General features: G+C 64.7%; 22 protein-coding genes. 14 read left to right on the plus strand and 8 right to left on the minus strand.

Translation table 11 applies throughout. The features are described from left to right. Positions 1-106: 106 nt before the first annotated feature. From DC363_RS04100 to DC363_RS04115, 4 genes are all read left to right on the plus strand, one after another. A complete protein-coding gene (locus tag DC363_RS04100; protein ID WP_241962919.1) occupies positions 107-2,185 on the plus strand; it encodes a YjbH domain-containing protein in 2,079 nt (692 codons plus the stop codon). Further along, a complete protein-coding gene (locus tag DC363_RS04105) occupies positions 2,182-2,841 on the plus strand; it encodes a YjbF family lipoprotein (protein WP_158270829.1) in 660 nt (219 codons plus the stop codon). Before DC363_RS04100 ends, DC363_RS04105 begins: the two co-directional genes overlap by 4 nt. 84 nt (positions 2,842-2,925) lie before the next feature. Continuing rightward, entirely contained in the window at positions 2,926-3,126 is a 201-nt protein-coding gene (locus tag DC363_RS04110; protein WP_108639856.1) for a hypothetical protein, read from the plus strand. 185 nt (positions 3,127-3,311) lie between these two features. Next, positions 3,312-3,512 (plus strand): hypothetical protein, encoded by a 201-nt coding sequence (locus DC363_RS04115; RefSeq protein ID WP_108639857.1) that lies wholly within the window; start codon positions 3,312-3,314, stop codon positions 3,510-3,512. 132 nt (positions 3,513-3,644) lie between these two features. Here the strand turns inward: DC363_RS04115 and holA are convergent, their stop codons facing one another. The 5 genes from holA to DC363_RS04140 form a co-directional block, all read right to left on the minus strand. After that, positions 3,645-4,673 (minus strand): DNA polymerase III subunit delta, encoded by a 1,029-nt coding sequence (holA, locus tag DC363_RS04120; protein ID WP_108639858.1) that lies wholly within the window; start codon positions 4,671-4,673, stop codon positions 3,645-3,647. A gap of 3 nt (positions 4,674-4,676) precedes the next feature. Next, on the minus strand, positions 4,677-5,162 hold the full coding sequence (gene lptE / locus DC363_RS04125; RefSeq protein ID WP_108639859.1) for an LPS assembly lipoprotein LptE: 486 nt from the start codon (positions 5,160-5,162) through the stop codon (positions 4,677-4,679). Beyond that, entirely contained in the window at positions 5,149-7,713 is a 2,565-nt protein-coding gene (gene leuS / locus DC363_RS04130; protein ID WP_108639860.1) for a leucine--tRNA ligase, read from the minus strand. Before leuS ends, lptE begins: the two co-directional genes overlap by 14 nt. A 68-nt stretch (positions 7,714-7,781) precedes the next feature. Next, complete coding sequence (locus DC363_RS04135; protein ID WP_108639861.1) at positions 7,782-8,219, minus strand: DUF3576 domain-containing protein; 438 nt, start codon at positions 8,217-8,219, stop codon at positions 7,782-7,784. A gap of 144 nt (positions 8,220-8,363) precedes the next feature. Continuing rightward, positions 8,364-9,479, minus strand: a complete 1,116-nt coding sequence (locus tag DC363_RS04140; protein WP_108639862.1) for a porin — start codon at positions 9,477-9,479, stop codon at positions 8,364-8,366. Positions 9,480-9,713: 234 nt separating this feature from the next. Between DC363_RS04140 and DC363_RS04145 the strand changes: the two genes are divergently transcribed. Then, complete coding sequence (locus DC363_RS04145) at positions 9,714-10,373, plus strand: YggS family pyridoxal phosphate-dependent enzyme (RefSeq protein ID WP_108639863.1); 660 nt, start codon at positions 9,714-9,716, stop codon at positions 10,371-10,373. Here the strand turns inward: DC363_RS04145 and DC363_RS04150 are convergent. Next, positions 10,370-10,858, minus strand: a complete 489-nt coding sequence (locus DC363_RS04150) for a L,D-transpeptidase family protein (RefSeq protein WP_108639864.1) — start codon at positions 10,856-10,858, stop codon at positions 10,370-10,372. The two genes, DC363_RS04145 and DC363_RS04150, sit on opposite strands and share 4 nt — an antisense overlap. A gap of 74 nt (positions 10,859-10,932) precedes the next feature. On the opposite strand from DC363_RS04150, the gene DC363_RS04155 reads away from it, so the two are divergent. Both DC363_RS04155 and DC363_RS04160 read left to right on the plus strand, forming a co-directional pair. Further along, on the plus strand, positions 10,933-11,274 hold the full coding sequence (locus tag DC363_RS04155) for a DUF3140 domain-containing protein (protein ID WP_108639865.1): 342 nt from the start codon (positions 10,933-10,935) through the stop codon (positions 11,272-11,274). A gap of 55 nt (positions 11,275-11,329) precedes the next feature. Further along, positions 11,330-12,178 carry a DMT family transporter gene (locus DC363_RS04160; protein WP_108639866.1) on the plus strand — a complete coding sequence of 283 codons (849 nt, stop codon included), beginning with the start codon at positions 11,330-11,332 and terminating at the stop codon, positions 12,176-12,178. Here DC363_RS04160 and ribA read toward each other — a convergent pair. Then, positions 12,175-13,254, minus strand: coding sequence for a GTP cyclohydrolase II (gene ribA / locus DC363_RS04165; RefSeq protein ID WP_108639867.1), 1,080 nt, complete (start codon positions 13,252-13,254; stop codon positions 12,175-12,177). The genes DC363_RS04160 and ribA overlap by 4 nt on opposite strands. 153 nt (positions 13,255-13,407) lie before the next feature. Between ribA and DC363_RS04170 the strand changes: the two genes are divergently transcribed. The 5 genes from DC363_RS04170 (at position 13,408) to DC363_RS04190 (ending at position 16,994) form a co-directional block, all read left to right on the plus strand. Next, the gene (locus DC363_RS04170) at positions 13,408-14,094 is read left to right on the plus strand and encodes a response regulator transcription factor (protein WP_108639868.1); all 687 of its coding nucleotides are present in this window, start codon (positions 13,408-13,410) and stop codon (positions 14,092-14,094) included. Between the two features lie 270 nt (positions 14,095-14,364). Then, a complete protein-coding gene (locus DC363_RS04175) occupies positions 14,365-15,153 on the plus strand; it encodes an exodeoxyribonuclease III (protein WP_108639869.1) in 789 nt (262 codons plus the stop codon). Positions 15,154-15,237: 84 nt separating this feature from the next. Next, on the plus strand, positions 15,238-16,149 hold the full coding sequence (gene trxA / locus DC363_RS04180; protein WP_108639870.1) for a thioredoxin: 912 nt from the start codon (positions 15,238-15,240) through the stop codon (positions 16,147-16,149). A 27-nt stretch (positions 16,150-16,176) separates the two neighbouring features. Next, positions 16,177-16,809: an LON peptidase substrate-binding domain-containing protein gene (locus DC363_RS04185; RefSeq protein ID WP_108639871.1), complete on the plus strand. Its 633-nt coding sequence runs from the start codon at positions 16,177-16,179 to the stop codon at positions 16,807-16,809. After that, on the plus strand, positions 16,806-16,994 hold the full coding sequence (locus DC363_RS04190) for a Trm112 family protein (protein ID WP_108639872.1): 189 nt from the start codon (positions 16,806-16,808) through the stop codon (positions 16,992-16,994). The genes DC363_RS04185 and DC363_RS04190 overlap by 4 nt, the downstream gene beginning before the upstream one ends. Here the strand turns inward: DC363_RS04190 and DC363_RS04195 are convergent. Next, on the minus strand, positions 16,991-18,232 hold the full coding sequence (locus DC363_RS04195; RefSeq protein WP_108639873.1) for a UbiH/UbiF/VisC/COQ6 family ubiquinone biosynthesis hydroxylase: 1,242 nt from the start codon (positions 18,230-18,232) through the stop codon (positions 16,991-16,993). The two genes, DC363_RS04190 and DC363_RS04195, sit on opposite strands and share 4 nt — an antisense overlap. Before the next feature lie 41 nt (positions 18,233-18,273). Here DC363_RS04195 and DC363_RS04200 point away from each other — a divergent pair, with 41 nt between their 5' ends. Together DC363_RS04200 and DC363_RS04205 are read left to right on the plus strand one after the other, a co-directional pair. After that, entirely contained in the window at positions 18,274-19,602 is a 1,329-nt protein-coding gene (locus DC363_RS04200) for an amidase (RefSeq protein ID WP_108639874.1), read from the plus strand. A gap of 164 nt (positions 19,603-19,766) precedes the next feature. Then, complete coding sequence (locus DC363_RS04205) at positions 19,767-20,945, plus strand: aminotransferase class I/II-fold pyridoxal phosphate-dependent enzyme (RefSeq protein ID WP_108639875.1); 1,179 nt, start codon at positions 19,767-19,769, stop codon at positions 20,943-20,945. The last annotated feature ends 5 nt before the right edge of the window (positions 20,946-20,950 follow it).

Raw genomic sequence — 20,950 nt, forward strand, 5'->3', positions numbered from 1 at the left:
CCTTTCCGCAAAAGGTGTATGGCGATTCGCACACCCTTTGGCCGATTGTCCACAGGTGGCCAGAATAGGGTTGCAGCGCCGCGGGTTACAATGTCAGACAGTTTCCATGATCAGGATTGATATGTTTTCCGGAATGGCGGCGCTGCTGGCCGCGGGGGTCTGGGCTGCACCGGGCGCGGCCGACCAAGGCTGGCCGGCCACCTATTCGTTGTTCGGAACCCCGGGGATCGTGGATATGCCCGCGGCCGTCGCCCCCGCCGATGCCGAGATTGCGGCGACCGTTTCGGGCTTTGGCAAGACGCGGCGCGGCACGCTGAGCTTTCAGGTTCTGCCGCGCCTTTCGGGAAGCTTCCGCTATTCGCTGATCGACACTTACGATCGCAGCTTTGATCTGCAATACCAGATCACCGATGAGGGGCGCTATATGCCCGCCGTCGCCGTCGGTCTGCGCGACTTTATCGGCACCGGCCGGTACAGCAGCGAATATTTTGTCGCCACCAAGACCGTCAGCCCCAATGTGCGCGTCACCGGCGGGATCGGTTGGGGGCGGCTCGGATCGGTGAACGGCTTTGCCAACCCCTTCGGGCTCGACACCCGGCCCGACGACAGCGTGGACACCGGCGGCACGGTCCTTGCCGGGCAGTTCTTCCACGGCGATGCGGCCCTGTTCGGCGGCGTGGAATGGCGGGTGAATGACGAATGGACCCTGTTGGCGGAATATTCCTCGGACGCTTATGAGCGGGAAAGCCGCCTGATCGGGTTCGACCGGAAATCCCCGGTAAACGTCGGCGTGACCTGGCGGCCAAGCGACAGCTACCAGCTTGGCGCCTATTACCTGCACGGCTCCGAGGTCGGCATCTCGGCCAGCGTCGTCACCAATCCGCGCACCCGCGACATGCCCAGCGGGCTGGGCCGCGCGCCGGTGCCGGTGGCCGTGCGCGGCGAAAGCGTCGTCGCCGCCGCGACCTGGACCAATCCGCAGGTGAAAGCGGCCAGCATGGATGCGCTGGGCACGATCATGGCCACCGACGGCTTCCGCCTGCTGGGGGCCGAGGTCACCGGCAACACCCTGCGCGTGCGCTATGAAAACGCCCGCTTCCGCTCGGAAGCCCAGGGCGCGGGCCGGGTGGCGCGGATCCTGACGCAGGTCGCGCCGCAGAACGTTGATCGCTTCGTGCTCGAGCCGACCCAGCAGGGCATCGCGCTGTCCTCCATCACCCTTTTGCGCAGCGACATGGAGCGGTTGGAGAATCAGCCCAACGCCGCTGCCCTGTCCTATGACCGGGCCCGGATCGGCGATGCGTCGGGTCCTGCTCCGGCGCTGGACTGGAACGACCCGACGCCGGCCTTTCAATGGGGTCTGAGCCCTTATTTCGAACTGACGCTGTTTGACGGCAAGAACCCCGCCCGCGGCGATACCGGGCTTGAGGCGTCGTTCCGCTACGAGGTCAAGCCGAACATCATGCTCTCCGGTGCATTCCGCCAGCGACTGCTGGGCAACCGCGATGAAGTCGGCTCAATCGCACCCTCGAGCTTGCCGCCCGTGCGCCGCGACAGCCTGCGTTACGGCGCGCAAAGTGGCAACGGGATCGAGGATCTGACCCTGGCCTGGTATGGGCGTCCGGGCCGCAACGTCTATTCCCGGATCACCGCCGGGTATCTTGAGCGCATGTTCGGCGGCGTCTCGGCCGAGGTGCTGTGGAAACCGGTGGCAAGCCGTCTCGCCCTCGGGGCTGAGGTGAACTACGCCGCCAAGCGCGACTACGATCTTGGCTTCGGCTTTCAGGATTACGACATCGTTACCGGTCACGTCTCGGCCTACTACGAATTCGCAAACGGGTTCGAGGCGCAGGTCGACGTGGGCCGCTATCTGGCGGGCGACTACGGGGCGACCTTCGGTCTGGACCGCACCTTTGCGAATGGCTGGAAGGTCGGCGCCTATTTCACCCTGACCGACGTGCCGTTCGACGATTTCGGCGAAGGCTCTTTCGACAAGGGCATCCGCGTCGAGATCCCCACCGACTGGCTGGCCGGCACCCCGAACCGCAACACCGCGGGCACCACCCTGTCCTCACTGTCGCGGGATGGCGGCGCACGTCTGAACGTCGAGGGGCGCCTTTATGACGTGGTCGAGGACGGGCACCAGATGCAACTGGACGAGACATGGGGGCGGTTCTGGCGATGACACGGATCTTGCGCATTTGCGCGGCAGGCGCATTGGCCCTGCTGACGGCTTGCGGCCCGCTGCAAGGCACGAACCCGACCGCGAACATGCTGCGCGGCATGTATGACGTCTTGCGCCCCGGCGCGGTGCCTGACGCGGGCGGATCGGCCGGACCTCTGACCCGCGCCTTCATCGAGGCCCAGCCGACCGAACTGCTCCGCGTCAGCATCATCTCACGCGAAACGACCGGCCTTGTGCCGTTTGCCGCCCGCAACGCAGACACGGTCACCTGGGTGACGCCCGAGGGGTTCGGGCTGATTTTCCGCAACGGACTTCTGGCGGGCACCCGTGGCTTCGGGGATGATCTGATGGGTGCCGATCTGGGCGGCGCGCTGGCCTCGCTCAACGGGGGCGGGCAGCATCGCCGCACGCTGGATTTCATGACCGGCCTTGATCAGATCACCCGCCGCGACTTCTCCTGTACGACGGTGAAAACCGGTGAAGACCAGATCACCATCTTCGAGAGGACCTACGACACCGATGTATTCGAAGAAACCTGCACCAGCCCGTCTGGCGGGTTCAAGAATAGCTATTGGCGGGATCGAGACGGTGTTATCTGGCAATCACGACAGTGGATTTCCGACGGAACGGGCTATCTTGGTTACCAACGGCTCTGATCACGAAACTTCATTGTCTTGGGCTGCTGCTAAACCTATGGTTGCAACTTCACTACGATCCTTATTCATGAACCGGAGAATGACATGACCTTCAAGACACTCATCGCTGCCGCTGCGCTGGCCACGGCTTCCACCGTTGCCGCCGCTGAAAACGTGACAACCGCCACCGGCGACGTTGTCATGATCGAAAAGAACCAGGTGATCGGTTCCGGCGTGGCGCAACTGCTGCCCTTCGGTTTCGGCCTGATCCTTGTCGCCGCAGCCACGGCTGGCGGCACGGACTAAGCGACGGCACCCGACACAGGCACATGTGTTGGCGAAAAGGTGGGTTTCGGTCCGCCTTTTTACATGGCCACTTTGACGGTTCCTCAGAACCGGTGCCAATCCAATTATTCGACTTTGTTTCACGCCGCATTTGTGCCAAGATTGCGTCGAGCTGAAATTTTAACTGGTATTAACGGAGAAGTGCCATGAAACTTAAATCCCTCATTGCTGCTGCCGCCCTCGCAACCATGTCTACGGCTGCTGCTGCTGACAACGTGACCACCGCCTCCGGTGACGTCGTGATGGTCGAGAAAAACCAAAGCGCCATGCTGGGTTTTGGTCAGATTGCGCCCTTTGCTCTGGGTCTCATCATCATTGCTGCTGCAAGTGCGGGCGGTTCTGACTGACGCCACCGCACAGACGATAGAGAAAGGCAGGCTTCGGCCTGCCTTTTTCTTTTTTGCGGGTCGCAGAATGTAACAAGCTGCGGATCAGAACCAACGGTTTGAATGGATACGGGCGGCGGGTGTGCCCCGCCCTCAGGGCCGGCGGCGTCCCAGCATAGCAAGACGGATGAACATCCGCTCGACCAAAGCGCGTTCGGGCGCGGTGTTGGCGGAGCGCAGCATCAGGTCGGTTTCCGTGATCGTGGCCAACGCCTCTTCCAGATTGATTCGGCCCCAGTTGCTCGCCTGACGCACCATGCGATCCCGGCGCGGGCCGAAAACCGGCGGCTTCACGCGCCCGATGCCCGCCGCCGGACCGCCGGGGTCCGAGGCCACGGTGTGCAACTGCCGGAAATGGCGCATGGCGGCGATGCACAGGGCCACCGGCTGGGTGCCCTGCGCATAAAGCCGGCTGAGGATCGCCCCGATCTCGTTCGCTTTCAGATCGGCCACCACGTTCAACACATCGTCGAGCGCGGCCTCATTCGATTGCGGCGCGCAAGCCTCAACATCCGCCACGCTGACGGCGGCGTCCGCCCCAAGCATATAGAGGCCCAGCTTCTCGATCGTCTGCCGCAAGTCCCCCGGCGCCATCTCGCGGCTGTAGGCGGTGATCAGGTTCATCGCTTCGGGGTCAATGTCTGTCAAACCGGCGTCGCGCAGGGTGCCTTCGATCTCGTCCCGGCTGGGCGGATCGTCGTAGATGCCGATGGCATAGGCCGAGGGGTGCGCCTCGAAGAGCTTGCGCAGGGCCGAGCGGGCATTGAGCTGCCCGGCGGTCACCACCACCTGCGCGTCCCCTTCTGCCCAATCCGCCAGCGCGGGGATGATCGCTTTGGCCACCGCCTCGGTCGCATCCTCGACAAAGGCCACCCGGGGGCCGGGAAAGAACCCCTGCGCCTTGATCGCGTCGCCAAGGATGGCCGGATCCTTACGTAGGTCCGCACCGGCAATCCGCGTCAAGCGCATCTCATCCTCGCCATTCGGGCCGACCAGTGCCTTGATCACATCCTGCCGCCGCAGGGCCACCCGCATCGCATCGCCGCCATAGATCAACACGCCCGCGCCCTTGGGATCGGGCTTGCGGAAATAGGCGGCGGCGTCGCGGGCGGACAGCTTCATCGCCTAGCCTTCGGTCGCAAGAATGATGTCGGTGACGATCAGGTCCGCCAACGCGATGGCGAGTCGGTCGCGGGCATCGGCCTGTGCCTCTTGCGTGGCGACCGTGGTGCCGAAGGCGGAATAGGCGGTGAAGGTCTCGGCCACGCCCGAGGCGAGCGGTTCAGCCGCGCCCGGTTCCGTCAAGACCCAAGCGGCCTTGCCCGGCAAGTTGAACCGGTTGGTGTCTTGCGCCGAGGAGATGACAACCGCCACTTCCGCGATGTCGAGCGTCACGGTCAGCAGGTAGTCGCCCTGTTCCACGCGACCCAAGCGATCCTCAAGCCGGGCGCGCAGGCGGAACCCCTCGGGCGTATCGGGCGCGCGGTAGGCGATCCGCCCCCGCAAGCTGCGCATCGAGCCGCTCGCGCCATAGACCGGCGCAAAGCCGCAGCCCGCCACCGGAAGGGTGGCCAGCAGCGACAAGAGGCTGCGGCGGTTAAATGACGACATTGACGATCCGCCCGGGCACGACGATCAGCTTCTTCGGTGCCCCCCCGTCCAGCGCCTTGATCACCGCCTCATCGGCAAGCGCCAGCTTCTCGACCTCGTCCTTGGGCATGTCCTTCGGCACGGCGATTTCTGAGCGGCGTTTGCCGTTGATCTGGATCGGCAGGGTGACGGTGTCCTCGACCAGCATTGCGTCATCCGCCTTGGGCCAGGGCGCATTGGCGATCAGGCCCTCGCCGCCGAGCATCGCCCAGATGTCTTCGGCCAGATGCGGGGTCATGGGCGACATGAGCTGCGCCAAGGTCTTCATCGCCTCGCGCTTGGCGCTGCTGCCGGCCTTCGACTTGGCCAACGTCGCGGTGAAGCCGTAGAGCTTGGCAATCGCGGCGTTGAAGCCGAAGCTTTCCACGCCGTTCGTCACATCGACGATGGCCTTGTGCATGTCGCGCAGCAGGGCTTCGTCTGCGTCATTGGCGGCCACGTCGCCGGCTGCAATGTCGCTGGCGATACGGTGGACACGGGCAAGGTGCTTGTAGGCCGCTTCCGCGCCCGAAGCCGTCCATTCCACGTCCCGTTCGGGCGGGCTGTCGGACAGCACGAACCAGCGGGCCGTATCCGCGCCGTATTGCTCGATGATGGCGACCGGATCGACCACGTTGTTCTTGGATTTCGACATCTTGGCCGAAGGCACAATGTCCACCTGCGTGCCGTCCTTCAGGAAGCCGCCGCCGTCGCGCAACTCCACCGCTTCAGGATAGTGGTAGACGGGGCGGCCATCCGTGCCGGTGGTCTTGTAGATCGCGTGGGTCACCATGCCTTGGGTGAACAGCGCGTCGAAGGGTTCGATGGCGCTGGCGGGCAGGTGGCCGGTCTTGTGCATCGCGCGGGCGAAGAAGCGCGAATAGAGCAGGTGCAGAATCGCGTGTTCGATGCCGCCGATATACTGATCGACATTCATCCAATAGGCCGCGTCTTCGGGGTCGGTCGGCGTGTCCGCATGGGGCGAGGTGAAGCGCGCGAAATACCATGAAGAATCCACGAAGGTGTCCATCGTATCCGTCTCACGCAGCGCGCCCTTGCCGCAAGCCGGACAGGGCGTATTGCGCCACGTGGGGTGGCGGTCCAGCGGGTTGCCGGGGATGTCGAAGCTCACGTCGTAGGGCAGCTCGACGGGCAGGTTTTCTTTCTTTTCGGGCACCACGCCGCAATCATCGCAATGGACGACCGGAATCGGCGCGCCCCAGTAGCGCTGGCGGCTCAGCCCCCAGTCGCGCAGGCGATACTTGGTGACACCCTGACCGACGCCGTTCGCCTCGCAAAAGTCGATGGCCGCATCGATGGCCGCCGCGCCGGTCTGCTCGGTCTCTCCGGCGAAGCCGCGCACGTAGATCACGGTTTCCGTCTTCGGCGGCACATAGGCCGCGCCGCCGTCCTCGGGCATGGCGGTGCCGTCATCGGTGGCGGGCGCATAGGTCGAGATCACCGGCAGGTCGTATTTCCGCGCGAAATCGAGGTCGCGCTGGTCGTGGGCGGGCACGCCGAAGATCGCGCCAGTGCCGTAGTCCATCAGGATGAAGTTGGCGACATAGACCGGTAGTTCCCAAGACGTGTCAAAGGGATGGCGCACGCGCAACCCGGTGTCGAAGCCCTTCTTCTCGGCCTTCTCCAGCGCCTCTTCGGTGGTGCCGCCCTTGCGGCATTCAGCGTTGAAGGCGGCAAGCTCGGGGTTGTCCTGCTCAAGCGCGCGGGCCAGGGGGTGATCGGGCGAGATGCCGACAAAGGACGCGCCCAGAAGCGTGTCGGGGCGGGTGGTATAGACCTCGATCCGGTCGTGAGAGCCCACACCTTCGACCAGTGAAAACGCGAATTGCAGCCCGCGGGATTTGCCGATCCAGTTCTCCTGCATCAGCTTCACCTTGGCGGGCCAGTCGTCCAGCCCGTCCAGCGCCTCGAGCAGCTCGTCGGCGTAGTCGGAGATCTTGAAGAACCACTGCGTCAGGTCTTTGCGCTCAACCTCGGCGCCCGACCGCCAGCCCTTGCCGTCGATCACCTGTTCGTTGGCCAGAACCGTCATGTCCACCGGATCCCAATTCACAGTGGCGTTCTTGCGGTCGATCAGGCCCGCGTCCAGCATGTCGATGAACAGCGCCTGCTGCTGGCCGTAGTATTCCGGATCACAGGTGGCGAACATGCGCGACCAGTCGATGCCCAGCCCCAGCGGCTTCATCTGCGCGACCATGTCGTCGATGTTGTTGTAGGTCCAGTCCTTGGGGTGCCCGCCCGAGGCCATCGCCGCGTTCTCGGCCGGCATCCCGAAGGCATCAAAGCCCATGGGGTGCAGCACGTTGTGGCCGGTGCTCAGCTTATAGCGCGCGATCACGTCGCCCATGGTGTAGTTGCGCACGTGGCCGATGTGGATGCGGCCCGAGGGGTAGGGGAACATCTCGAGCACGTAATATTTGGGCTTTGAGGTGTCGCGCACGGCCTTGAACGTGCCGGCCTTGTCCCAGGCGGCTTGCCATTTGGCTTCGATCTCGGAGGGGGTGTAGGGCATGGTCTATCCTGAAAACGGGAACGCCGGGTGCGGGACCCGGCGTTGGACTATCTTGGGTCTGGCGCGTTCTACCGCGCCGCGGCGGCAATGCGCAACTGGCGGGTGCGCGAAAGGATGGCATCTTCGACGGCGCGGGTGGTCTGTGCGGAGGCGGGGCCGTTGCGCGTGAAAAGCGCAAGGTTCAGGGACCGCGCGTCAAGGATCGGGCTGTCGATCACCACCGTGGCGCGATAGGCACGCGCGCCGCCGGGTGGGGTGCCATAGCCGGTGACGATGCGCCCGGTGGCCGGGTCCGCCGATTGCACGGGCAGGACGCCCAGCACGTCCAGCGCGGCCTTGTAGAGGAACGGGTTCGCCAGACGGGCGGCAGTCTGCGGCTCGGCGGCGTTGCGACTGCCAAGGCTGCCCAGCGACCCGAAGGGGCTGCTGGACCCGCCACATGCGCCAAGCGCCAGCGCAAGGCCGGCGGCGATCCCGGCACGAAGAAGTCTGCTGCGGTTGGTCACGGGCGCGTCCCTTCCGAAATTACTTGCCCAAAGGTGTAGCGGAGCCCCGCGCCTGTCACAAGGGCCGCGCGCCCCACTCAAAGCCCCAAAAGGAAAGGGCGGCCCCGAAGGAGCCGCCCCACCAAAGTCTCGCTTCAGGTTCGATTAGAACTCGAAGGTCACCTGAACGGTCGTGCCGCGCTGGTATTCGTTGGCGCCGATCTCGTCTTCGTCGACGTTGCTGTCGTCGTCAGCATAGGAGACGAGCAGCTCAGCACCGGAGCCGAGGTCGTAGGTGCCTGCGACGTAGTAACGGTCGTCGGTGCTGTCCTGGGTCAGGTAGCCAGCGTAGACGGTCAGGCCGTTGCCAACGTCATAGGAGCCTTCGAGGCCGGTCTTGTTGACGCCCTGGTCGTTGTCGTAGTCCAGCTCAACAGCGATTGGGCCGTTGACGTAAGCAAGGGTCACACCGTAGTTGGCGTCGCCGTTGGACTCGTCAACATAGTACACGGTGCCGGTGACGGGACCGAAGGGGTAGGTGACGCTGACACCGGTCGAGTTCTCGTCGGTGGTCTGGTTGGTGACGTAAGCAAGGCGAACGTCAGCACCGGCGAAGGCTGTGCCGACAGACAGACCGAAGATTTCGCTCTGGTTGAAGTCGCCGTTGTCGCCCTGTGGCGCCACACCACCGGAATAGAAGCCAGCAGCTTCGTCGGACTCTTCCTGATAGGCAGCAACCACGTTGAAGTTGCCGAAGTCAGCGGAGACGCCCAGCGACAGCTGATCCAGATCGTCCGTGACGCGCGTGCCTTCGTTGTTGGTCAGAGCGTAGGACATCTGTGCTTCGACCATGCCGTAGGTCAGCTCGCCGCGCAGAACTTCTTCGCCGTCGGCTTCGGAGAAGCTGTCCTGCTCCATGTCGCCTGCAGCAACCCACATACGCTCAGCAGCGAACTGCGTGTCGCCGAAGTAGAGACCGGAGGTTTCGGAGGTCAGCGACAGTTCGTATTCTGCGTCACCGAAGCCGGTGCCGTCTGCCAGGTCTTCGAAATCGATGGAGGCAGCAGCCGTCAGGCCGTTGTCCAGCTCAGCAGCCAGACCGATGGTGATTTCCAGGTCGGAGTAGAAGCCTTCGTTGTCGTCGCCAACAAAGCCCGGGTTGTCGTCGGTGTTGTAGCCCAGCTCGGCGGTGCCGGAGAAGGTCACGCCCATGTGGGACTCTGCAGCAGCCGCGCCAGCGAAGGCGACGATCGCAGCAGAAGAGAGAAGGATGTTTTTCATGTTTGAATTCCTCGTGTTTGCATTCTCGAGAATGCCAGTTGAAGTGGCATTGGCAACGTCTTTGGCCCCAAACCCCTGCACACTCAAGGTATTTGCCGCGGTTTGAAAAAGCCCCGTGGGGAATGATGCAGACGTGCCACACACCGGCGCGGGCGGCACGCGGGATGACAGCGGGGCCGGAACGTTCTATGAGGGACGCACGGGGGAAACCCGCAACGCTGTCAGGAGGTTAGGATGTCCCTGCAAGAGATACAGGATCGGATCGAAGCGGCCGAGCGCAAGGCGGGACGGACGGTCGGGGAAACCCGGTTGATCGCCGTCTCCAAGGTGCAACCCAACGCACGCGTGCAGGCGATTCTCGATCAGGGGCACCGGATTTTTGGCGAGAACCGGGTGCAGGAAGCGGCCGGAAAATGGCCCGCTTTTCGTGAGCGCTATGACAACATCGCGCTGCATCTCATCGGCCCGCTGCAGACCAACAAGGCGCGGCAGGCGATGGAGCTCGCTGAGGCGATCCATACGCTCGACCGGCCGAAACTGGCCAAGACCATCGCCCGGCTCGCGCAAGAGATGGGCACCTGCCCCGAGCTGTTCATTCAAGTGAACACGGGCGAAGAGCCGCAAAAGGCCGGCGTGCTGCCCGCCGACGCGGACGGTTTCATCAAAGAGGCGCAGGCGATGGACCTGCCCGTGCGCGGCCTGATGTGCATCCCGCCGGTTGAGGAGGAGCCTTCGTTGCATTTCGCGCTTCTGGCGAAGATCGCTGCGCGCAACGGTCTGTCGGGTCTGTCCATGGGCATGTCCGGCGATTTCGAGCGTGCCGTGGCGCTGGGGGCCACCCATGTGCGCGTGGGATCGGCCATCTTTGGCGCGCGCGCCCCGCAGACGGGTTAACGCACGATCAGGCGCGACGCCGGGGTGACCCGCTCGGCGATCCAGCGCAGATCGGCGGGGCGCAGCCCGATGCAGCCTTCGGTCGGGTGGCCGGGCTTGCGCCAGCGGTGAATGAAAATCGCCGAGCCTTTGCCCGCTTCGGCGTCGGGCCAATTCCAGTCCGTGACCAGCACCAGATCGTAGAGCGGGTCCGCCCGGCGCAGCTTTTCGTGACTGTAGGGATAGGGCGCGCGGACGTGGTGGTTGTAGTCCGCCTGACCGGAGGCATCGGACCACAGGTCGCGCGGGCCGATGGGCACCGCCCAAGGCGCGGGGGGCGTGATGCGGTCGGGGCGATAGAACATGCCGACGATCCGGTGGGTGCCGCGCGGCGTCGCGCCGTCGCCCTCGACCTTGTGGTCGGTGATCCCGCCCTTGCCGACAGACCGCGGAACGCGACGGTGCATGAATTGCAGATGCGTGGGAAAGACGGTCAGATCACTCATGAGGCTGGTCTAGACCGAATAGGCGGAACCTGCCAGCGCTGCCGCGGGTTGACCCCGAAACACAGGAGCCGCCCATGTCCGACAAATCCCGCGAAGAAATCTGGTGCGAATGGCGCGACCTTGTGAACATGGCGCCCAAGGAGATCGAGGACTGGCTTGCAACGGACGAGAGCAAGTCGGTCGGGGACACCGGAGATGCCGACAGCACCGGGCGCAAGTCCGGCAAGCGGATCATCGAGATCAAGCGCACCAACAAGGACGACCTGACCGACGACGACTGGGACCACATGGCGACGGTCGTGGGCTACATCAAGCGCCACGGCGCTCAGGTGCCCGACGCGCCCGAGGGGTCCGACTGGGCCTACTCGATGAAAAACTGGGGGCACGATCCCTTCAAGGAGGGTGGCAAGGCCTGAGGCACTGCCCCATTCGGGGCTGTTGTCGTCCGCGCTTTCCGCCTAACGTCCGCCCATGTCCACGGTCGTCATCCTCACCACCCTGCTTGCGGCGCTGCTTCATGCGTCGTGGAACGCTATGGCCAAGGGGGCTGCGGACAAACACCTGAGCATGGCCGGGGTGATCATCGGCCATCTGCCCTACGCGGCGCTTGGCCTGTTCCTCGCACCCGCGCCCGATCCGGCGGCCTATCCCTATCTGCTGGGCTCGCTGGTGTTTCACTTCGGCTACCAGATTTTCCTGATCAACGCCTACCGGCTCGGCGACCTCACGCAGGTCTATCCCGTGGCGCGGGGCATCGCGCCGCTGATCGTTGCCGTGGTTTCAGTCACGCTCTTAAACGTGGTTCTGGGCTGGCCAGAGGTCTTGGCGGTGGTGCTGATCGGCACCGGGCTGTTGTCGCTGGGGCTGGTGCGCGGTTCGGGCGGGGCGCGCAATCCCAAGGCGGCGCTGGTTGCGGCGATCACCGGCTGTTTCATCGCCGGCTATTCGCTGGTCGACGGTTTGGGTGCGCGCGCGGCGGGCACGGCGGTGGGCTTCTACAGCTGGGCGGCCATCGGCAATGCGGTGGTCTTCGCGGTCTTCCTGCGTCTGCGCAAACCCGGCACCCTGCGGCGCCTGTTCACCCCCGAGGGGCGCTTTGTGCTGACCGTCGGCGGGCTGGCCTCCTACATCGCCTATGTGCTGGTGGTCTGGGGCTTCACGCAGGCGCCCATCGCTCTGGTCACCGCCTTGCGCGAAACCTCGATTGTCTTCGCGCTCTTCATCGGGGTGGTCTTTATGAAAGAACGCCTCGACGTCTTCAAGCTGGGCTCGACCTTCCTCACGCTGATCGGCGCGATCCTGTTGCGGTTCGCGCGCTAGAGCAGGTGGCCCGACTTTGCGGCCTTTGTCGCAAGGTAGCCCGCGTTGTGGCGATTCTCGCCCACCTTCAGGGGCACCCGTTCCGTGACCGTCAGCCCGCAGCTTTCTAGCTTGGCGACCTTCGCGGGGTTGTTGGTCAGCAGCCGCACCTGCGAGAATCCGAGTTTGCGCAAAAGCTCCGCCCCGATGCGAAAATCCCGCTCATCGTCCGCAAAGCCCAGCCGGTGATTGGCCTCGACCGTGTCAAACCCCTGATCCTGCAGGGAATAGGCGCGCATCTTGTTGGCCAGCCCGATGCCGCGCCCTTCTTGATTGAGGTAGAGCAATACGCCCGCGCCTTCGGCCCCCATCTGCGCCAGTGCGCCGCGCAATTGCGGTCCGCAATCGCATTTCAGGCTGCCCAGAAGATCGCCGGTGAAACACGCTGAATGCAAACGGGCAAGGACGGGCTGCGCGCGATCCGGGGTGCCAATCTCGACCGCGTAATGCTCTTCGGCGCCGTCGTCCGGGCGGAAGATATGCAGCCGCCCCGCGTCCGAGACGTCCAGCGGCAGCCGGGCCGAAATCACCGGGTCCAGCGGCGAAAGCGTCGTCGCCAGCGCGCTCTCGGCCGTGAGCAATGTCAGATCGTGACGCCGGGCCGTGGCGATCCCGTCAGCGACCGGAACGACGATGCAGGCGGGCAGAAGCCGCGCCGCTTTGGTCAGGGCTATGCCCGCGCGGTGGGGCAGGGGGGTGCCGGTGCGCTGGGCGGTGAAAGGGCCCTTCATCGGGCGGCGCAGGTCGTCGGCCGGATCGGCCATCGCCTGCACCCAGGCCAGATCGGCGTCCTGCGGCAGGGTCAGGCGCACCAAGTCACCGTCATAGGCGGCCACTTTCAGCGTCGCCGCGCGTTGTTCGGTCAGCGCGATCACGGCGTCCGTGCCGCGCAGTTCGTCCAGCCGCGCGGGCGTCAACGTCTCGGCGGCAAAGACCAGCGCCGCCGCCCCGCCGCCGGTGATGACAACGGGCACGCCCATGCGCAAATCGGCGCGGGCGCGGGCAATGCGTTCGGTGGTGTTTGGGGCGAATGTCATAAAAGGCCTCGGATTACCTGTTCCCGATACCCCTATCTGTCAGAAATTGAAACATTTCCCCGACACCCCACACGACGGCGTGAAAGTTTCCCCCCGCATCTTGCCGGATCACATCTGCCGACACATCTGTGATCCACAGGAGGATAGGCTCACATGGCACAGCTCAAGAAGATTCTTTTGGTCGACGATGACGAGGACCTGCGCGAGGCGCTGGGCGAACAATTGTTGATGACCGAGGATTTCGACGTTTTCGAAGCCGGGAACGGGGCCGAGGCGATGACCAAGGCGAAAGAGGGTCTTTACGATCTGGTGATCCTCGACGTGGGCCTGCCCGACACCGATGGACGCGAATTGTGCCGCCTGATGCGCAAGCAGGGCGTGAAATGTCCCATAGTGATGCTGACCGGCCATGACGGCGACAGCGACACGATCCTCGGGCTGGATGCGGGGGCGAACGACTACGTCACCAAGCCGTTCAAGTTCCCCGTGTTGCTGGCGCGCATCCGCGCCCAGTTGCGCACCCATGAGCAATCCGAAGACGCGGTCTTCACGCTTGGCCCCTATACGTTCCAGCCCGCCCAGAAGCTGCTGGTGACCGAGGATGACAAGAAGATCCGTCTGACCGAGAAGGAAACCAACATCCTCAAATACCTCTACCGCGCGACCGATGGCGTCGTGCCGCGCGACGTCTTGCTGCACGAGGTCTGGGGCTACAACGCCGGTGTGACCACCCACACGCTCGAGACCCATATCTACCGCTTGCGACAAAAAATTGAACCCGATCCGTCCAACGCGCGTTTGCTTGTTACAGAAAGCGGCGGTTACCGGTTGGTCGCGTGACCTGACGGAATTATCGATCCCTTGGTGATGGGGTTTCATCACCACCTCCCTGTTGGACTTGCCCCGGCTTCGGCCGGGGTTTTTTTGTGCTGTGAGGTGTTGCGCGGCGTGTGGGACGGGCGAAGCTTGGGGGCGTTGCCCCCCGTCCTGCGGACGTCCCCCGGGATATTTGCAAAGCAAAGAGGAACGGGGCGGAATCCGGTTTGCAAATGCCCCCGATCCTCTGACAGAAGGGGTGGATTGCGGAGCGAAGACACAAGAGGTGCAAGCATGTCCTTTACCCTGGCGACCTGGAATATCAACTCGGTGCGCCTGCGCGAAGGGCTGGTGGCGCGGCTGATGCGCGAAGAGGCTCCGGACGTGCTGTGCCTGCAGGAATGCAAAAGCCCGGTGGAGAAGATCCCGCTCGAGCAGTTTCGCGCCTTGGGCTATCACCACATGGTCGCGCGCGGGCAGAAGGGCTACAACGGCGTGGCGATCCTGTCCAAGCTGCCCATCGAAGAGGCCGGGGCCGAGGATTTCGCCATGCTGGGCCACGCCCGCCACATCGCCGGACGGCTCGAGAACGGGGTGACGATCCACAACTTCTATGTGCCCGCCGGCGGCGATAAGCCCAACCGCGAGATCAACGAGAAGTTCGGCCAGAAGCTCGATTATCTGGCCGAGATGCGCGACCATTTCCACGCCAATGCCCCTGAAAAGGCGATCCTTGTGGGGGATCTGAACATCGCCCCGCGTGAGGATGACGTCTGGGATCACAAGAAACTGCTGCGCGTCGTCAGTCATACGCCGATCGAAGTCGAGGCGCTGGCCCAGACCCAGGACAGCGGCAAATGGGTCGACGTGACCCGCGCCCATATTCCCGACGGCAATCTGTACAGTTGGTGGAGCTACCGCTCGCCCGATTGGGACGGGGCCGACAAGGGGCGGCGGCTGGATCATGTCTGGGCCACGCCCGACATCGTCAACGCCGCCCATTCCAGCCGCATCCTGCGCCCTGTGCGCGGATGGGAACAGCCCAGCGACCACGCGCCGGTGCTTGCCACCTTCGATCTTTAACGCGGAAGCCGCCGGCGGGGCCTTGGCGTCGCCCGATCGCGGCCCCATATAGACCCACAACACAGCCGACAACCGGAGACGACGATGCTTGAACTTGGTGGACAACAACCAGCCGCAGCCGATGACCTGATCAAGGACACGACCGAAGCGACCTTCATGCAGGATGTGATCGAAGCCTCGCAATCGGTGCCGGTGATCGTCGATTTCTGGGCGCCGTGGTGCGGGCCTTGCAAGACATTGGGGCCAGCGCTGGAAGAGGCGGTGAAAAAGGCCGGGGGCCGGGTGAAGATGGTCAAGGTCGATGTGGACCAGAACCAGGCGATTGCGGGCCAGTTGCAGATCCAGTCGATCCCCACGGTCTATGCCTTCCACAACGGCCAGCCGGTTGACGGCTTTCAGGGCGCGCTGCCGCCCAGCGAAGTTGATGCCTTCGTGACCAAGATCGCGGACCTTGCCGGCGCGCCCGACAACGGTCTGGCCGATGCGGTGGCCGCAGCCGAGGAAATGCTGGCCGAAGGTGCTGCCGCCGACGCGGCCGAAACCTTCGCCGCCATTCTGGGCGAGGATGGCACCAATGCCACCGCCTATGGCGGGCTGGTGCGCAGCTATCTGAGCCTTGATCAGGTCGAGGAGGCGGAAGCCGTGCTCAACGGTGCGCCCGCCGAGATTGCCGATGCGCCCGAGCTGGAAGCTGCCCGCGCTGCGGTCGAGCTGGCCAAGCAAGCCGCCGGGGCCGGGCCCGTGGCCGAGTTGCAGGCCAAGGTCGAGGCGGACGAAAATGACCATCAGGCGCGGTTCGACTATGCGGTGGCGCTCCATGCGTCCGGCGACAGCGCCGGTGCGGTCGATCAACTGCTTGAGCTGTTCCGCCGTGATCGCGACTGGAATGACGGCGCGGCCAAGGCTCAGCTTTTCACGATCTTCGACGCGCTTAAGCCCAACGATCCGGTGGTACTGGACGGGCGGCGGAAGTTGTCGTCATTGATATTTGCTTAAACCGCTTCGCGTACTACTTATCCGGTGATGGCAAAGCACCGTGACCTTCCTGACGTAATCCCGATCTTCCCGCTGTCTGGCGCGTTGCTGTTGCCGCGCGCGCATTTGCCCCTGCATTTGTTCGAGCCCCGCTACCTCGCGATGGTTGAGGATGTGCTGAAAACTGACACGCGGTTGATCGGCATGGTGCAACCCAACGGGGAAGATCGCCTGCATACCATTGGTTGCGCCGGGCGTGTCACGGCCATGTCCGAGACCGAGGATGGCCGCTACATGATCACCCTCACCGGCGTGTCGCGGTTCCGGATCGTCGAGGAGGTTGAGGGTTTTGTGCCGTACCGCCGGTGCCGCGTCGATTGGTCGACCTTCGTGGCGGACCTTGGCGAGGATGAGACCGATCCGGCGCTGGACCGCGGGCGGCTGATGGCCCTGCTCGAGCGGTTCTTCGAGGATCGCGGGCTCAGCACCGATTGGGACAGCCTGAGAGAGGCCGAGCCGGAGCTTTTGATCAATTCGCTGTCGATGCTTTGCCCGTTCGAGCCGGAAGAGCGGCAGGCGCTGCTCGAATCCCCCTCGCTGGAAGAGCGGCGCGAAACGCTGGTGACCTTGATCGAATATGCGTTGCACGGCGGCGGCGATGATGCGCAAATGCTGCAATGAACACCGTTAAGAAATTTGACCCGAAAATGCTGGAAGCTCTGGTCTGTCCGCAGACCCAAAGCCGGTTGAGCTACGACGCCGAAAAAGACGAGTTGGTCAGCAGCGCCGCGCGCCTTGCCTTTCCGATCCGCTCGGGCATTCCGGTCCTGCTGATCGACGAAGCCCGCGTGCTGGGCGACGACTAGCCTTTCATCAGACTGGGCAGGTCCCCGGTTAGGCCCGCGGCCTCACGGATGAAGGACCGGCGCAGGGCAGGGGCGGCGTTGACCAGTCCCATGCCCACATCCCGCACCGCGCGCAGCAGCGGATTGTCGTTCGAGAACAACTTGTTGAAGGTGTCCGTGGCGATGGCCAGCGTTGTCGTGTCGAAGCGGCGCCATTGCTCGTAACGGGCCAGCACCGCCGGGCTTCCGATATCCTCGCCCCGTTGTCTGGCGTCGCGCAGCACATCGAACAGGGCCGCCACGTCGCGCAGGCCCGCGTTCAGCCCCTGTCCCGCGATGGGGTGGACCCCATGCGCCGCATCCCCCACCAGCGCCACGCGTTCGGCGATGAAGCGGTCGGCGATGGTCAGCGTCAGCGGGTAGCTGAAGCGCTTTCCGGTGACGCTGATTTCCCCCAGAAAGCTGCCGAAGGCGGGGCGCAACGCGTCAAGGAACTCGGCATCGTCCAGCGCCATGATTTGTGCCGCGCGGGCGTCGGTCTCGGCCCAGACGATGGAGGAGCGGTTGCCGGTGATCGGCAGGATCGCCAAGGGGCCGGCGGGCATGAAGAACTGATGCGCGATGCCGTTGTGAGGCAGGGCATGTTCGACCGCGCAGACGATGGCGGTTTGGCCGTAGCCCCATCCGGTGCGGGTGATGCCCGCGCGTTGGGCGGTGCCGCTCTGGCGTCCGTCCGCGCCGACCACAAGCGCCGCGCTGATCGTATCGCCCGAGGCCAGCGTGACGCTTCCTGCGCTCTGCGCCTCGACCCTTTCGCCCGACCGCTGGGTAATCCACGCTTCGGCGTCCATCGCGGCCATCAGAGCCCGGCGCAGGTGGCGATCCTCGACCATGTAACCCATCGGCCCTTCTTCGATCTCGGCGTGATCGAAGTGCAGCATCCACGGCGCCGCGCCTTCGCCCGCGCGCCCGTCCGTCACCTTGATCTCGAGCATCGGCTGGGCGTGTTCGGCCACCGCGTCCCACACCCCGATGCCGCGCAGCAGCCGCACCGAGGCAAGCGCCAGCGCATAAGACCGTCCGTCGAAATCCGACAGGGCGCGGGTGGGCGCGGGAAGCGCGTCGATCACCGTCACCCGCAGGCCGATTCGGGCAAGGGCGAGGGCCAGAGCAGGGCCATTCAGCCCGCCACCAACGATGGCAATATCTGTATCATGGGTCATGCTGCGCAATATGGGCTGCCGCGCGGGATTGTCCATGCGCCCCGTGGTCGCTACCGTCCCCGCAAAAGGAGAGGGCGATGCAAGACTGGCTTTGGCAAACGGCGGCGGATCTGGGGCGGGGAATCGCGGCGGGCAGGATCGATCCCGTGGACCTGTGCGAGGTTTATCTGAACGCCATCGACTCCCATGAGCTCACGCCGCGCATCTATGCCCGCGTGACCCATGACCGCGCCCGCGCGGAAGCCTGCGCTGCCAGCGCCCGCGCCAAGGCGGGGCAACGACGCTCGCCCCTCGATGGGGTGCCGGTCTCGTGGAAAGACCTGTTCGATACCGCGGGCGTGGGCGCCGAGGCGGGCACGGCGCTGCTCGCGGGCCGCGTGCCAGAGCGTGACGCAGAGGTGTTGCGGGTGGCGACCGCCATGGGGCTGGTCTGTCTGGGCAAAACCCACATGAGCGAGATTGCCTTCAGCGGGTTGGGCTACAACCCGACCACCGCGACCCCGCCCTGCGTGAACGACGCGCAAGCGGTGGCGGGCGGGTCGTCGTCGGGGGCGGCGGCCTCGGTCGCTTTCGGGCTGGCGGCCGCGGCGGTGGGGTCCGACACCGGCGGCTCGGTGCGCGTGCCCTCGGTCTGGAACGACCTCGTGGGGCTGAAAACCACACATGGGCGGCTGCCGCTGGAGGGGTCAGTGCCGCTCTGCACGGCGTTTGACACGGTCGGGCCGCTGTGCCGCTCGGTCGAGGATGCGGCGCTGATGCTCGCGGCGCTTGAAGGCGGGACTGCACCAGATTTGCAGGGGGCGTCGCTGCAAGGGATGCAGTTCGCCGCCCTGCAAACCATCGTGCTCGACGATCTGGACGCGACGGTGCGCGATGGCTACGCGACGGCGCTCGACAAAATCGCAAACGCGGGGGCAAAGATCGTGCCCTTGGAGGTGCCCGAACTCACCCGCGCCTTCGAGATGTCGCTGCCGCTCTATACCGCCGACGCCTATGCCAACTGGCGCGATCTGGTTGAGGCCGCGCCGGAGAAGATGTTCCGCCAGATCCTGACCCGGGTGCGCGGCGGCAAGGACGTGCCGGCGCATGAATACCTGTCGCACCGGGCCGAGCTGCAACAGATTCGCGCGGCCTACGGCCGGGCCACCGCGGGCTTCGATGCGGTGCTGTGCCCGGGTGCGGCGCATCTGCCCCCCAAGGTGCAGCGCCTGATCGACGACGACACATATTACGTGCAGGAAAACCTTCTCAGCCTGCGCAACACGCGGGTGGGGAACCTGATGGATCTGGCCTCGCTCGCGGTGCCGACGGGCGTGCCTTCGGTCGGGGTGCTGGTCAACACGCCGCCGCAAACCGAGGAACGCGCCTTGCGGATCGGCGCGGCGGTTGAACAGGTCCTGCGCTGACCGTCGGGCGTTTCGGTTCACGGAAAAAACCGCCGAAAATCCGTCCCTTGCCGAAAAGCCACACAGGTGGCGGGCATCGTGTCCTTTTTCTGGACAGCCCAGACCCCGTCGGGCTATTTTGAATGAAAGCGACCCGGCAATGAGGTCGCAACCTTGAGGCAGTGATGACGTACCCCGAGCGGTTTTCGAACCTACCGGCCTATGCGTGGCCGCGCTTGCGCGCCCTACTCGACGTCCATGAACCGGGCGCCGAACCGATCAACATGACAATCGGTGAGCCGCGCCACCCGTTTCCCGCCTTCGTCGGCGAGGTTCTGGCAGGTGCCGTCGACGAATTCGCCAGATACCCCACCAACGAAGGCTCGCCCGAGCTTCTGGCCGCGATCTGCGGCTGGATTTCGCGCCGCTATGCCGTTGATGTGACGCCGGATCGGATCATGGCGCTGAACGGCACCCGCGAAGGGCTTTACAACGCGGCCATGGCGCTGTCGCCCGAGACCAAGTACGGCCAAAAGCCGGTGGTCCTGCTGCCCAACCCCTTCTATCAGGTCTATGCGATCGCCGCCCTGTCGGTGAATGCCGAACCGGTGCTGGTGCCCGCCACCGCCGCCACGGGCCATCTGCCCGACTACGCCAGCCTGCCCGAGGACGTGCTCAAGCGAACCACCATCGCCTATATCTGCAGCCCCGCGAACCCGCAGGGGTCTGTCGCGGACCGCACCTATTGGGCCGATCTGATCGCGCTGGCCGAAAAATACGATTTCAAGATCTTCGCGGATGAATGCTATTCCGAGATCTACCGCGACACGCCGCCCATGGGCGTGCTTGAAGCCGTGGCCGACACCGGATGCGACCCCGAGCGGGTCGTGGCTTTCCATTCCCTGTCGAAACGCTCGAACCTGCCGGGGCTGCGGGCGGGCTTTGTCGCCAGTGGGCCGAAAAACGTGGCCGAGATGCGCCAGTTGCGCGCCTATTCCGGTGCACCCCTTCCGATGCCCCTGCAACGGGTGGCCGAACGGGTCTGGTCGGATGAGGCGCATGTGGTCGAGAATCGCGCCCTCTATCGTGCGAAGTTCGACCTTGCGGACGAGATTTTCGCCGGCGTCGAGGGCTACAGCTCGCCCGACGCGGGCTTTTTCCTGTGGCTTCCGGTGGCGGACGGCGAACAGGCCGCCCTGCGGCTGTGGCAGGACACCGGCGTGCGGGTGCTGCCCGGTGCGTATCTCAGCCGGCCGGACCCCGCAGGCGACCCCGGCGCAGGCTATATCCGGGTGGCACTGGTCGCCCCAAAAGAAGAAACGCAGCGCGGTCTGACCCTGATCCGCGACTGTTTGTACACGTGAGGAAC

The organism is Thalassorhabdomicrobium marinisediminis (genome assembly GCF_003072065.1).
GTDB lineage: Bacteria > Pseudomonadota > Alphaproteobacteria > Rhodobacterales > Rhodobacteraceae > Octadecabacter > Octadecabacter marinisediminis.